This is a genomic window from Saccharospirillum sp., from assembly GCF_039982735.1.
Taxonomy (GTDB): Bacteria; Pseudomonadota; Gammaproteobacteria; order Pseudomonadales; family Natronospirillaceae; genus Saccharospirillum.
In genome coordinates this window covers 263,030-276,093 of the sequence record NZ_JBDWXV010000003.1, presented here as the reverse complement: position 1 = coordinate 276,093, position 13,064 = coordinate 263,030, and the positions used below count along the sequence as shown (strand labels likewise).

General features: G+C 56.6%; 11 protein-coding genes. 2 read left to right on the top strand and 9 right to left on the bottom strand.

Annotation, left to right across the window (positions count from 1 at the left end):
• Nucleotides 1-62: 62 nt before the first annotated feature.
• The 7 genes from oppF to ABJT94_RS02585 form a co-directional block, all read right to left on the bottom strand.
• A complete protein-coding gene (gene oppF / locus ABJT94_RS02615; RefSeq protein ID WP_348477512.1) occupies nt 63-1,097 on the bottom strand; it encodes a murein tripeptide/oligopeptide ABC transporter ATP binding protein OppF in 1,035 nt (344 codons plus the stop codon).
• Nucleotides 1,094-2,065 (bottom strand): oligopeptide/dipeptide ABC transporter ATP-binding protein, encoded by a 972-nt coding sequence (locus ABJT94_RS02610; protein ID WP_348477511.1) that lies wholly within the window; start codon nt 2,063-2,065, stop codon nt 1,094-1,096. The genes oppF and ABJT94_RS02610 overlap by 4 nt, the downstream gene beginning before the upstream one ends.
• Nucleotides 2,066-2,085: 20 nt before the next feature.
• A complete protein-coding gene (locus ABJT94_RS02605; RefSeq protein WP_348477510.1) occupies nt 2,086-3,015 on the bottom strand; it encodes an ABC transporter permease subunit in 930 nt (309 codons plus the stop codon).
• Between the two features lie 11 nt (nt 3,016-3,026).
• A complete protein-coding gene (oppB, locus tag ABJT94_RS02600; RefSeq protein ID WP_127556093.1) occupies nt 3,027-3,950 on the bottom strand; it encodes an oligopeptide ABC transporter permease OppB in 924 nt (307 codons plus the stop codon).
• Nucleotides 3,951-4,152: 202 nt separating this feature from the next.
• Nucleotides 4,153-5,769: a peptide ABC transporter substrate-binding protein gene (locus ABJT94_RS02595; RefSeq protein WP_348477509.1), complete on the bottom strand. Its 1,617-nt coding sequence runs from the start codon at nt 5,767-5,769 to the stop codon at nt 4,153-4,155.
• 354 nt (nt 5,770-6,123) lie between these two features.
• Nucleotides 6,124-7,824 (bottom strand): peptide ABC transporter substrate-binding protein, encoded by a 1,701-nt coding sequence (locus ABJT94_RS02590; RefSeq protein ID WP_348477508.1) that lies wholly within the window; start codon nt 7,822-7,824, stop codon nt 6,124-6,126.
• Between the two features lie 228 nt (nt 7,825-8,052).
• Nucleotides 8,053-8,454 carry a PilZ domain-containing protein gene (locus ABJT94_RS02585; protein ID WP_213677181.1) on the bottom strand — a complete coding sequence of 134 codons (402 nt, stop codon included), beginning with the start codon at nt 8,452-8,454 and terminating at the stop codon, nt 8,053-8,055.
• 128 nt (nt 8,455-8,582) lie between these two features.
• Between ABJT94_RS02585 and msrA the strand changes: the two genes are divergently transcribed.
• The gene (gene msrA, locus ABJT94_RS02580) at nt 8,583-9,203 is read left to right on the top strand and encodes a peptide-methionine (S)-S-oxide reductase MsrA (RefSeq protein WP_348477507.1); all 621 of its coding nucleotides are present in this window, start codon (nt 8,583-8,585) and stop codon (nt 9,201-9,203) included.
• A gap of 20 nt (nt 9,204-9,223) precedes the next feature.
• Here msrA and ABJT94_RS02575 read toward each other — a convergent pair whose 3' ends face one another.
• Entirely contained in the window at nt 9,224-10,330 is a 1,107-nt protein-coding gene (locus tag ABJT94_RS02575) for a PLP-dependent aminotransferase family protein (protein ID WP_348477506.1), read from the bottom strand.
• Between the two features lie 271 nt (nt 10,331-10,601).
• Nucleotides 10,602-11,804, bottom strand: a complete 1,203-nt coding sequence (locus ABJT94_RS02570; protein ID WP_348477505.1) for a multidrug effflux MFS transporter — start codon at nt 11,802-11,804, stop codon at nt 10,602-10,604.
• A gap of 232 nt (nt 11,805-12,036) precedes the next feature.
• Between ABJT94_RS02570 and ABJT94_RS02565 the strand changes: the two genes are divergently transcribed.
• Nucleotides 12,037-12,960, top strand: coding sequence for a DMT family transporter (locus ABJT94_RS02565; protein WP_348477504.1), 924 nt, complete (start codon nt 12,037-12,039; stop codon nt 12,958-12,960).
• The last annotated feature ends 104 nt before the right edge of the window (nt 12,961-13,064 follow it).

Sequence of the window (13,064 nt, the reverse complement as noted above, 5' to 3'; positions counted from 1 at the left end):
AATATTGCCAATGGATTGTTGCGAAAGCGGCACCCGGCCGGAGCCGGGTGTTTTATCACGGGTCAGTCGTGATAGTGGCAGGCCACCTGATGCGTGCCTTTAGAGTACACCAGCTCTGGCTTGTGCTCGGCGCATTTGGCATCGGCTTTCGGGCAACGCGTGCGAAAAACGCAGCCTGAAGGCGGGTTGATCGGGCTGGGCAAGTCGCCCTCGATCAGAATCACTTCTTTGTTGCGCTCGATTTTCGGGTCCGGAATCGGGACCGCTGAAATCAGTGCCTGGGTGTAGGGGTGGCGTGGCTGCCGGTAAATATCGGCGGCGTCTGCTACTTCCATCACGTTGCCCAGATACAGAACCATGATGCGGGTCGAGATGTGTTTGACAACGCTCAGGTCGTGCGCGATGAAAATCAGCGACAAGCCCATTTTCTTCTGCAGCGACATCAGCAAGTTGATGACCTGCGCCTGAATGGACACATCCAGAGCAGACACCGGTTCGTCGCAGATGATCAGCTTCGGTTTCAGAATCAACGCCCGTGCAATGCCAATGCGTTGGCACTGGCCGCCGGAGAATTCATGCGGGTACCGATTGATCTGGTTGGGCAACAAGCCGACGGTTTTCATCATCTCGGCGACGCGTTCTTTCACCTCCGCTTTGCCCAGTTCCGGGTAGTGGGTTTGCAGAGGCTCGGCGATGATCTGGCCGATGGTCATGCGCGGGTTCAATGACGCCAGAGGATCCTGAAAGATCATCTGGATGTCTTTGCGATGGTTGCGCATGGCTTTGTCTTTGAGCGGCGCCAGGTCCTGCCCCAGCCAGACGACTTCACCGCCTTCAACCGGCAGCATGCGGATGACCGCCCGCGCCAGGGTCGATTTGCCACAACCAGACTCGCCAACCACGCCCAGCGTTTCGCCTTCGTACAGATCAAAACTGACGCCGTTGACGGCTTTCAGTTTGCGGGGCTTGGTCCACGGCATCGCCCCTTTGGGGAAGATGTCGAAATAGACTTTGAGGTCACGCACCGACAACAACTTTTTGCGCGAATCGTCTGTGGCATTGGTGTTTGGGTGGTCAGCTTGGATGTGCTCGGTCATACCAGGGCCTCCGGATCGGCATGGCAGGCGCGTTCACGCTGCAGGCTGTTGTTGGTGGTGAGGGCCGGTTCCTCGGTAATGCAGCGATCATGGGCGTAACTGCATCGTGGCTGGAACGGACAGCCTTGCGGCAACTTGAGCATGTTGGGCGGGTTGCCGGGGATGGTCAGCAACTCCTCGCCGTCCTGGTCGAGCCTCGGGATAGCGCGCAACAGACCCTTGGTGTACGGATGGCTCGGGTTTTCGAACAGGGCTTCGGTGCTGCCGTATTCCATGACCCGACCGCCATACATGACCAAGGTGTTTTCACAGGCACCGGCGACTACACCCAGGTCGTGGGTGATCAGAATAATGGCGGTGTTGAACTCGCCTTGCAGGTCTTTGAGCAATTTCATGATCTGTGCCTGAACGGTGACGTCCAGGGCCGTGGTCGGTTCATCGGCAATCAGTAATTGCGGGCGCAGCAGCAGCGACATGGCGATCATGACACGCTGGCGCATGCCGCCGGAGAATTCATGCGGGTACATGTGAATGCGGTTGCGGGCCTCTGGAATGCGCACCGCATCGAGCATTTTAACGGATTCTTCGAGGGCATCTTTGCGGGACATGCCTTTATGATGCATCAGCACTTCGGTCATCTGGTTGCTGACTTTCATAAAGGGGTTCAGTGAGGTCATCGGGTCCTGAAAGATCATGCCGATTTTATCGGCACGAATGCGATTCATGCCCTGTTCGGGCAGGTTAAGGATCTCAATGCCATCGAATTTGACGCTGCCGCTGGCGTGGCCGTTGCGGGCCAGCAGGCCCATGATGGAAAACGCGGTTTGGCTTTTGCCGGAACCGGACTCCCCGACAATGGCCAGGGTTTCGCCCTTGGCCAAATCGAAACTGACGCCGTTGACGGCGTTCACCTGGCCGTCGAGCGTATCGAAGCTGACGCCCAGGTCATTGACTGATAATAAACTCATGATTCAGTGGCTCCTGTGTCTCAACGGTCTTTCGGATCTAGCGCGTCGCGCAGGCCGTCACCGACAAAGAAAAAGCTTAAGAGGGTGGCGATGAAGAAACCGAGTGGGAACATCAGTTGCCATAGAGTGCCATAACGCATCGTACCGGCACCGTCATTGATCAGCGCGCCCCAGGAGGTTTGTGGTTCTTGCACACCCAGGCCGAGGAAGGAGATGAACGATTCGGTCAGAATCATCTGTGGAACCAGCAGCGTCGCGTAGACAATGACCACGCCCAGCAAGTTGGGTACAACGTGGCGCAGAACGATCTTGAAGGGTCTTACCCCGGACGCAACGGCGGCTTCAATGTATTCCTTGTTTTTGATCGACAAAGTCTGGCCGCGAACGATTCGAGCCATCTCCAGCCAGGAAATGGCGCCAATGCCAATAAAGATCAGCAGTATGGAACGACCGAACATCACCAGTAGCAATATCAGGAAGAGCATGTAAGGAATCGACATCAGAATGTCGACCGTGCGCATCATGATGCTGTCGATCCGGCCGCCGAAGTAGCCGGCTGTGGCGCCGTAAAGCGTTCCAATAACCACGGCAATCAGTGCACCGATGGTGCCAACCAGCAGGGAGATCTGGCTACCCTGGACGGTTCGGGCAAACAAGTCCCGGCCCAGATCGTCTACACCGAAATAATGGCCGTTTTCAATGGAGGGCTGGCCAGCGCTGGCGGCGTTGCCCATCAAGCCCCAGTCGATGTCCGAATAATGCCAGGCGGCGACAAACGGGCCGATGGCGGCGAACAGTACAATCAGCAGCATGACAACAAGGCCGGCCATAGCGGCTTTGTTCCGGGAAAAACGGTGCATGGCATCGCGCCAGAGGCTGCGCCCCACGGGGGTCTCATTGCCGAGGTTTTCGGCCAGTTCTTCTACGTTGGTTTTCTTGTGCGTCAGCATGATGGTGAACCTTAGTAACGAATCTTGGGGTCAATCCAGGCGTAAAGAATGTCGACCAACATGTTAAAAACGATGGTCAGGGTGCCAAGCAGAATGGTGAACCCCATGATGACGGCGTAATCCCGGTTGAGGGCGCCGTTGATGAAATGCACGCCGATGCCACCGGTGGTGAAGTAGGAATCGATGATGACAGAGCCTGTGATCATGCCCACGAAAGCCGGGCCGAGATAGGACACGACGGGCAACATGGCAGGCTTCAGAGCATGACGCCAGACGATGTAACGGAACGGCAGGCCTTTGGCGCGGGCGGTGCGAATGTAGTTGGAGTTCAGTACCTCGAGCATGCTGGACCGGGTGATCCGGGCAATGCTGGCCAGGAAGCTGGTGCCCAATGCAATGGCGGGCAAAATGATGTACTCGATCTGGCCACCCTGCCAACCGCCGCCCGGCAACCAACCGAGCCAGAGAACGAAGATAAGCACCAGTATCGGCGCCATAACAAAGTTAGGCAGTACCTGGCCGACAATGGCAACGCTGACGGCCGTGTAGTCAGCAGCGGTGTTGTGCTTAAGGGCAGCGATGACGCCGAGCCCCACACCGATGGTGACGGCGAAGACAAAGGCCCAGAAACCGTAAGTCAGGGTGACCGGGAAGCCACTCTCAATCAGATCGAGTACGGTTCTGTCCTGGTACCGGAATGAGGGCCCAAAATCGAAATCGGTCACGATGTTCCAGATGTAGATCCCCAATTGCTGGTAGACCGGTTTGTCGAGATTGTATTTGGCTTCAATGTTTTCCATGACGGCCTGAGGAATGGGTCGTTCAGAAGTGAACGGGCCACCTGGGGCAGAAAACATCAGAAAGAATGAAATAGAGACCAGAATGAGCAGGGTCGGTATCGCCACAGCGATCCGGCGGAGCACGAAATTGAACATAGTGAAGATGCCTGCAAAATGATGACCGGCGATTCTACCCAACCTGAAGGACAAGCCGGAACAGAAACCCGACTTTATTCGGTAACAATCCGTAAACCTTTGAAAACAAAAGAGAAGCAGCGGAATGTTTCAGTGAACAGGAGGGTGTTCTCAATAGTCAGCGGCCCGAAGGCCGCTGTTTTTTCTGTACGTTACGCGCCGATTATTGCTCGACTTTGTACAGGTTGCGGCTGTAGATGTTCTGCTGAACATCTTCATAAGGCCAGCCTTTCAGGTCAGGTTTGACCATGATAATGCCGGTGTAGTGGTAAACCGGTGCATTAGGCATGTCTTCTGCGGCCAATTCTTCCATCTTGGTGTAGTTGGCGCTCGGGTCAGACATGGTCTGGGCTTCGGCAGCCAGGCGATCGTACTCGGCCGAGTCGTAGTTGGCATCGTTGTAGCCAGAGCCAGACTGCATCAGGTCGAGGAAGGTGGAGGCTTCGTTGTAGTCACCACACCAGGCGCCACGGGCAATCTCGAAATCCCCTTCACCACGAGTGGTCAGGAAGGTTGTCCATTCCTGGTTTTCCAGTGTGGCTTCTACGCCAAGCTTTTGCTTCCACATGGCGGTGACCGCAATGGCGACTTTACGGTGAGCTTCATCGGTGTTGTACAGCAGGGTGGTGCGCAGTGGGTTGTCTGGGCCGTAACCCGCTTCAGCCAGCAGTTCCCGGGCGCGCTCGTCACGCTGAGCCTGAGTCCACTGTCCCCAATCGACGTCGGGCGTGGTGAAGCCTGCGGTCAGGGCCGGGGTAAAGGTGTAAGCCGGGAACTGGCCACCTTGCAGTACGTTGTCGACAACGACGTTGCGGTCGATCGCGTAGGACAGCGCCTTACGAACACGGGCATCGTCGAACGGAGCTACTTCGTTGTTGAACGAGTAATAGTAGTTACACAGACGCGGGAAAACGTGGGCTTCATCCGGACGTTCGGCTTCCTGAGCCGGGTACTGGCCTGCAGGGATGTCGGTCTTGTCCAGCTCGCCGGCGTCGTAGCGATTCAGTGCCTGGTTTTCATCGTTAATAACCAGAGTGACCACTTTGTCCATCAGGTTGTTTTCGTTGTCCCAGTACATCTCATTACGCTCACGCACCAAGCGTTCGTTAATGACGTGCTCGGTCAGCACGAAAGCACCGTTACCGACCAGGTTGCCGGGTTTGGTCCAGTCATCACCGTGCTCTTCAATCACCCACTGGGGTGACGGGAAGGTGGTGGCGTGGGTGACCATCTGGTCAAAGTAGGGCATGGGGCGGGTCAGGCTGACTTTCAGGGTATGTTCATCAATGGCTTCGACACCCAGAGTAGTGTCTTCCATCTCGCCTTCGAGCACGGCATCGACGTTTTCCAGCGCCATCAGGCTCATGTACCAGGCGTAAGGTGACGCCAGTTCCGGATCAACAGCACGACGCCAGGCGTAAACGAAGTCGTTCGCAGTGACCGGCTCGCCGTCAGACCATTTGGCGTCATCACGCAGGTAGAACGTCCAGGTCTGGTTGTCATCGGTTTCCCATCGCTCTGCGACGCCCGGTACGATGTTGCCTTCAGGGTCGGAGTTCAGCAGGCCTTCAAAGAGGTCGCGAACAATGTAAGAGCCATCGACGTCTTCAACGACCTGCGGGTCCAGGGAGGAGGACTCGTCCAGTGCACGGTAAGTGAATACCTGCTCATCGGCCAATTGTTCACCGGTAACCGGGTGGGTGTCTTCAGCAAGTACAGGAGTGCCTGCCAGCGAAGCTGAAACCAGCGCCGCTGCCAGCGTTTTGTGCAGAGTTTTCATGATTAACCCTCTTTTGAATCGTTCTATTTTTTAGTAGATGACATATGACAAGCCAGTGCCCGGGTAGGGATAGCTCACAACAGTGTCTGTTTCCAGGTCTTAGCCTGATGCGAAACAAGGCATGTAAACTTTCACATCCTGCAACAAACATCAATCAGTGCGCCAAAAAAAATGACTGTATGGTTCACTTTACTGGCGAATCTGTGACACAGCCTTGGGAATGGGCGTTGTGAAGGGGGTTTATCGACGCTGGGTTATGCAATTCCAGGTCGTTGAACGGAGTTAGAAGCAGAGTTTGAAAAGGTGAAAAGCCGGGGCTGGGCCCCGGCGGGGAGCAAGTCAGCGCTTTACGACTTAGTTGGCAACTTTATAGAGGTTGCGGCTGTAGATGTTTTGCTGAATATCGTCGAAGGGCCAGCCTTTGACATCCGGCTTCAGCATAATCACCTCGGTGTAATGGTAGACCGGTGCGTTGGGCATATCCGCGGCAATCAGTTCTTCCATGGCGGTATATTGGGTGCCCGGGTCCAGTTCTGTCTGGGCTTCGGCCGCTAACCGGTCGTATTCTTCCGATGCATAGCCCGCATCGTTGTAACCCGAGTCAGATTGCATCAGGTCCAGGAAGGTGGATGCTTCGTTGTAATCGCCACACCAGGCGCCACGGGCAATGTCGAAGTCGCCTTCGCTGCGTGTGGTCAGGAAGGTGGTCCATTCCTGGTTTTCCAGAGTGGCGGTTACGCCCAGCTTTTCCTGCCACATGCTGCTTACGGCGATGGCCACTTTACGGTGGGCTTCATCGGTGTTGTACAGCAAGCTGGTTTCCAGCGGGTTTTCCGGGCCGTAGCCGGCTTCTGCCAGCAACTCAACGGCACGGGCATCCCGCTCTGCCTGAGTCCACTGGCCCCATTCCACATCGGGCGTGGTAAAGCCAGCTGTCAGTGCCGGGGTAAAGGTGTAGGCCGGGTATTGGCCGCCCTGCAATACATTGTTAACAATGACATTACGGTCGATGGCGTAAGACAGAGCCTGGCGCACGCGCGGATCATCGAACGGTTCAACTTCGTTATTGAAGATGTAGTAATAGTTGCACAGTTGCGGGAAGACGTGGGCTTCATCCGGGAGCTCGGACTCAAGACGCGGATACTGGCCCGCCGGAACGTCGGTTTTATCGAGCTCGCCTGCATCGTAGCGGTTCAGAGCCTGGTTTTCATCGTTGATGACCAGGGTGACGACGCGGTCCATCAGGTTGTTTTCGTTGTCCCAGTAGCGTTCGTTGCGTTCGCGCACCAACCGCTCATTGACCACATGTTCAGTCAGTACAAAGGCACCATTGCCGACCAGGTTGCCGGGCTTGGTCCAGTCTTCACCGTGTTCCTCGATGACCCATTGCGGGGCGGGAAAAGTCGTGCCGTGAACGACCATTTGTGCGAAATAGGGCAGAGGCCGGCTGAGACTGACACGCAAGGTGGATTCGTCAATCGCTTCTACGCCCAGCTCAGAAGGGGGTAACTCGCCTTCGAGAATGGCTTCAACGTTTTCCAGCGCCATCAGGCTCATGTACCAGGCATAGGGTGATGCCAGGTCCGGGTCGACAGCGCGACGCCAGGCGTAGACGAAGTCGTTCGCGGTGACTGGCTCGCCGTCGGACCACTGGGCGTTATCGCGCAGGTGGAAAGTCCAGGTCTGGTTGTCTTCGGTCTCGTAGCGTTCGGCAACACCCGGAATCAAGTCGCCTTGCTCATTGGAGTTAAGCAGGCCTTCGAACAAATCCCGTACGATGTAGGAGCCATCCACATCTTCGACCAACTGAGGGTCCAGAGACGATGATTCATCGAGCGCGCGGTAAGTAAACACTTGCTCCTCGGCCAGTGTTTCACCGGTAACCGGGTGTGCCATACCGGAGGATGCCTGGCTTTGCGACGATTCGGCCGGTTCACTGGATGACGATTGCGAGGCCGTGTCTTCCGGGCCCTGTGAACAACCGGCCAGCGTGACGCCAGTGATGAGAGTGGCGGCCAGAGTCAGGCGCCAGTCCATTGCGATGGGTTTTATCATGGGTATTCTCCCTGTGTGAGTAATGCCGTCTACATCTGATCGAACCACAGGTACCCTGCCAGCCAGGTTGGGCGGCAGGTTAATTAACCTGGCGTATTGGGATCAGACAGCGAGCGGCGCAGAAATTGTCACAGAGGCGAGCAAACTTCAACGAACGAAACGATAAAACGCTATACATTACGCAATGCTGTCAGTAGCGGGGCCAAAAACAGGGATCAGTTCACACTGTCAGCCGTGTTCGGCTTCCATTACTTCAATCAGATTGCTCAGTTCCCGTTGCAGGGCTGCATCGTCGCCGAGGTTGACTTCTACCAGCCGGCGCAGATGGGAAGCGGTGTCGACATCCATGGACAGTATGTTCAGGCCACAGGCATGGCGTTCAGCGTGGTAATAGGAAACTTCGACTTCCATGGTCAGCACGACGTCGCTCTGGTCTAGCTGGACTACAAGCTGCCCGGTGCCGTTAACCCCGGGAATATGGCCGGTATCGCCGAGCACCACCAGAGCCCCTTTCAGACTGATGTCGCGTAAGATACCGGGGTAGAGGTCGGGTTGGGCCGGGTCACCCAGGCGCAATTCGATGCGGGCATTGAATTCAATGCGTTGAAAGCGTCTATGGTTGTCAGACATCAAAGTCTCCAGATGACAGGACCTTTCCGGTTATCGGCTGAGGCAGCTAAAAGTAAATGGGTGATCAGCCCCCATTGAATTCACTATAGTTGGCGCTCATTTAGGGTGCAATCATTAAGGAGAGCTCCATGGCCAGATCCACTGAACTGCCCGCTGACAGCGCTGCGCTGCCCGGACGGGAAACACCGTTGCCGGTCGACTTTCAACATGCGGTATTCGATATTGACATGCGTGACACACCCGAAGGTTGCGAGGAAATCATACTCGCCATGGGGTGCTTCTGGGGGGCTGAACGCCATTTCTGGACCTTGCCTGGCGTTCGTAACACGGCCGTAGGTTACGCTGGCGGCCTGACGCCTAACCCAACCTATGAAGAAGTCTGCTCGGGCCTGACCGGTCATACCGAGGCGGTGCGGGTAGTGTACGACCCGGGCCAGGTATCGTTGGCTGCTTTGCTGAAGTCGTTCTGGGAAGCGCACGATCCAACGCAGGGCATGCGCCAGGGCAACGATATCGGCACCCAGTACCGCTCAGCAATTTACGGCTCGAACGAGCAGCTCGCGGTGGCTGAACAGACACGCAACGTCTTTGAACAGGCGCTGCAAGCCCAGGGTAAAGGCGCTATTACCACCGAGATCGGCCCAAAACCAACGTTCTATTTTGCCGAGACATACCACCAGCAGTACTTGCTGAAAAACCCGAACGGCTACTGTGGCCTCAAGGGCACCGGCGCAGTCTGCCCGCTGTAAAGGCGGGTCGGACGAAACCCTCAGAGCTGACTCAGCCTGACACAAGCCTCCGTCAGTTGTGCTTCATCGTAAAAGGCGAAGCACAACCGCATGGCACTGGCTTGGTCGGGCGAGTCTGAAAATTTGCTCCCGGGCTGATAGCCCACCCCCGCTTTATGGGCCCGGGGCAGCATGGCGTCGGTATTGGCTCCATTGCGCCAGTGCGCCCAGACAAAATACCCCCCTTCAGGCGCCTTCCAGGCCAGCCGATCTCCCAGATTGTCCTCAAGCCCCCGCAACAGTGTTGCCAGTCGCTTTCGATAAATCCCGGTTAGCCGCGTCAGGTGTTGATCAAAACGACCGTCTTCCAGCAAGGGCCTGACCAGGCTGGACGTCACCGGCGCCAGGCCGCCGCCGCTCGACAGCAGTGCGCTGCCAATCAGGCGAGTCAGCATCTCCGGTTGCCCCTGAATCCAGCCTAGGCGCAGGCCCGGCGCCAGCAGTTTGGAAAAGGAGCCAATCGACAAAACCGGCGCCCGCTCGTCGAGGCTTGCCAGTGGGTCGGGCGGTGGCTTGGCGTAATACAAATACTGATAAACCTCATCGGCGACCACCGGGCAAGCGGTATCCCGCGCGAGCGCGACCAGTTGCGCTCTGCGCTCAGCGCTTTGGGTAATTCCGGTCGGGTTGTGAAAGGTCGGAACCGTGTAAAAGAAGGCGGGCCTGTGCTGTTCGATCAGTGCCGCCAGCTCCAGAATATCGACTCCGTCATCATCCATCGGTACCGCAACAGCAGTGAGCCCATGCTCGGCCAGTTGTTTGCGGGCGATGAAATAGGTTGGGTCTTCCACCAGAACCGTATCGCCGGGTTGGCTGAAGCGGGTGCAGATCATGTCGAGCGCGTTGGAAGAGCCGGTGGTCACCATGAGGTTATCGGGGCTCGCAGGCTGACTCTGGCGCTGGTTTAGCCAGTTTGCCAGTGCGTAGCGAAACCGTTCGTCGCCCGCTTCGGCTCCATAGGCAAGAACAGATGCATCAACGCTCGTCTGCTTAAACAGGTCGGCTGGTAACAGGACTGGATCGGGTTGGCCAATGCCAAGATCAATGCGATCGCCAGGAGGCGTCAGTTGTGTGGTTTGCCAGGTCATGAAGCGAACTCATCTGATTGCCAGGGGTGCTTCCAGTCTGACGGCATTAGGCGAGGGCTTCAAATGGGTTTTAACCCCAGTTCCGCGGTTGATTTAGTCAGTGGCTATGGTCCGCAGCGGATGCCGGTGGTATCTCTGCGGGGTCGGGCGGAATGCCGCCCACTCAATCCGTCCGTGGAGCCTAGACCGCAGCATCCTTGCTGCGGACTACCCCGCAGAGACACCACCGGCATCCACCGCTCGCTTTGTGCAAGTTCATGGATTTGAAAATTTAAGTAGCTTCTGAGTCTTCTGAATGGGCCGGGTGGTTGGCCAGCGACAAACCACTCAGGGTCGCCAGCAGGGAGCAGACAAACATGGCCAGGGCAATGCGCTGAATAGAGCCATCGACGATCCATGTAGAGGCAGTACTGACGGTGCCGGCCACAATGAACTGGGAGGCGCCGATCAACGCGCTGGCGGTGCCGCTGAGCCGGCCAAAGTGTTCGAGATAGGCCGATTGGTTATTGGGGGCAATGGCGCCGATGGTGCCGCCGACCAGTATCATCATCGGCAGGAAAGCCCAGAGGCTCTGGCTGTTGATGCCCAGAAACAGATTCATCACCAACAAGGCACCGGCCTGAGTGATCAGCGCAATTTTCAACAGCAGCACCGGCGAATAGCTAAGCAGCAGGCGCCGGTTCAGCGTACCCAGTACGCCCATACAGACCACGCCCGAGGCGAACGCAATGGAAAATTGCGCATTGTTCAGCCCAAACCAGGTCTGATACATAAAGGAGGCGTGGGTCACGAACAGCATGACGGTGCTGAACGCCAGAGATTGAATCACAACATGCCGCCACGCCATAGGGTGGCGCAACACAGCCAGGTAATTGGTCAGCAATTTCGACACCGGTTCTTTGGCCCCGGTCTTGCGCGGTTGATGGCGCAGCAGGCGGAACCACATCAGCACCCCAACCCCCACGGCATAGACCGACAAAAAATAGAAAATCAGCGGCCAACTGCCGATCCACAGCAAGATAGAACCAAGCGATGGGGCAATGGCCGGGGCAATGAACATGATCAGCGCAATCAGCGAAAACAGCCGGGCTGCATCACGCCCACGAGCGGTATCCCGCACCAGCGCGGGTACGCTGACGGCAATCCAGCCGCCACCGAAGGCCTGAATCAGCCGCCAGACGATCATCCATTGCACGTCGGTACTTTGGCCAATGGCAATGGCGCTGATGGCATAGATACCAAGCCCGGTCAGTAACACCGGCGCCCGGCCGTAACGGTCCGATAGCGGCCCGCCGATGATCAGGCCCAGCGCCAGGCCAAACACATACAGGCTCAGTGTCAGTGACACCTGGTTCTGGCTAACACCCAGGTCATTGGCGATCACCGGAAACGCCGGCAAATAGGCATCAATGGCTAGCGGGCCCAGAGCCATGGTGGCCGCCAGAAGAATGGAAAATTGAAGAGTGGATTTCATGCGAACCTGTCTGTTGGGGCTGTGCTGCAAGCAAAGCGTTTGGCTAGCCTGCCGATAAAGATGACCGATCATACAGAATTTGCCGGGTCATCGCCGGGGTTCTGAGGCATTCGATGTGGGCCGCAGTGTCCAGAACACGCTACAAGGATTCGTTTGGGCGGCAGGCTCCCTGGCTTGCCAGGAAGTAAACCGGTAATCTCCCGGGCACTCAAACAGGGTTAGTTGAATCTGAATGTCGACGTCCAGCAACGCAAAGCCAATTGCCCCGGTCACGCCCAAAACCGGCCTTGCTCTGTTGGGAGGCCTGGCCGTGATTGCCATCTGGTCCGGCTGGCTGGTGCTGTCGCGGCTGGGCGTGCAAACCGTACTGACCCCGGCCGACATTACCCTGTTGCGTTATGTAACGGCAGCGCTGTGCACTTTGCCCTGGGCGCTGACTTACCCGTGGCGCAGCGTTCGCTGGGGGCGGGCTCTGGTAGTGGCACTGGGCTGTGGTTTTCCCTATACCCTGCTCAGCTTTTATGGCCTGCAACTGAGCCCGGCGGCTCAGGCGGGTGTGCTGGTGAATGGCAGTTTGCCGGTCATCAGTGGTTTGCTGGCCATCCTGTTGTTAAAACAGCGTTTTCGGGCCGGTGCCTGGCTGGGTGTAGCCTTGGTTGTCGTTGCCAATGGCCTGATGGTGGGGCCGACACTGCTGCATCACTCGGTTCCGGTCAGGGGGTTGTTATTGTTGTTTGCTGCTGCCTGGGTCATGTCAATTTACATGACCGCTATAAAGGCCTGGCAGGTCAGCACTCGTGATATTCTGGTTTGGGTGCCCTGGATCAACGGTCTGATGTTTATTCCCATCTGGTGGCTGATGCCGCATGTTCTTCCCGAAGCGCCCTTGAACGATGTGCTGTTACAGGTCGTTTACCAGGGCATCATTGTCAGTGTGTTGGCCCTGTTTCTGCTCGGTTTCGTGATTCGCGAATTGGGGTCGATGACCAGTTCGTTGTTTATGGCCTATGTACCGGCCAGTGCAGCATTATTGGCGATCCCTGTTTTGAGTGAATGGCCCGGGACTCTGCAGTGGGCTGCCATTGCACTCTGTACTCTGGGCTTGATGGTGTATGGCCGCAGCCAACAGCAACAAAATAAAGTGTCAAAAAAATAATTCCCTCCTAGTTTGTTCGAGCGTTTCTTTGCCGGTTTTCTAACGATTGTTTTACGCCCAATGTCTAATGGGCCAAAAGGGTTTATCAGCGCATAGTTTTCGTA

What these genes read in the sequence shown, in the direction of transcription:
- oppF (WP_348477512.1), bottom strand. Translation starts at nt 1,097, where the DNA reads ATGACCGAGCACATCCAAGCTGACCACCCAAACACCAATGCCACAGAC.
- ABJT94_RS02610 (WP_348477511.1), bottom strand. Translation starts at nt 2,065, where the DNA reads ATGAGTTTATTATCAGTCAATGACCTGGGCGTCAGCTTCGATACGCTC.
- ABJT94_RS02605 (WP_348477510.1), bottom strand. Translation starts at nt 3,015, where the DNA reads ATGCTGACGCACAAGAAAACCAACGTAGAAGAACTGGCCGAAAACCTC.
- oppB (WP_127556093.1), bottom strand. Translation starts at nt 3,950, where the DNA reads ATGTTCAATTTCGTGCTCCGCCGGATCGCTGTGGCGATACCGACCCTG.
- ABJT94_RS02595 (WP_348477509.1), bottom strand. Translation starts at nt 5,769, where the DNA reads ATGAAAACTCTGCACAAAACGCTGGCAGCGGCGCTGGTTTCAGCTTCG.
- ABJT94_RS02590 (WP_348477508.1), bottom strand. Translation starts at nt 7,824, where the DNA reads ATGATAAAACCCATCGCAATGGACTGGCGCCTGACTCTGGCCGCCACT.
- ABJT94_RS02585 (WP_213677181.1), bottom strand. Translation starts at nt 8,454, where the DNA reads ATGTCTGACAACCATAGACGCTTTCAACGCATTGAATTCAATGCCCGC.
- msrA (WP_348477507.1), top strand. Translation starts at nt 8,583, where the DNA reads ATGGCCAGATCCACTGAACTGCCCGCTGACAGCGCTGCGCTGCCCGGA.
- ABJT94_RS02575 (WP_348477506.1), bottom strand. Translation starts at nt 10,330, where the DNA reads ATGACCTGGCAAACCACACAACTGACGCCTCCTGGCGATCGCATTGAT.
- ABJT94_RS02570 (WP_348477505.1), bottom strand. Translation starts at nt 11,804, where the DNA reads ATGAAATCCACTCTTCAATTTTCCATTCTTCTGGCGGCCACCATGGCT.
- ABJT94_RS02565 (WP_348477504.1), top strand. Translation starts at nt 12,037, where the DNA reads ATGTCGACGTCCAGCAACGCAAAGCCAATTGCCCCGGTCACGCCCAAA.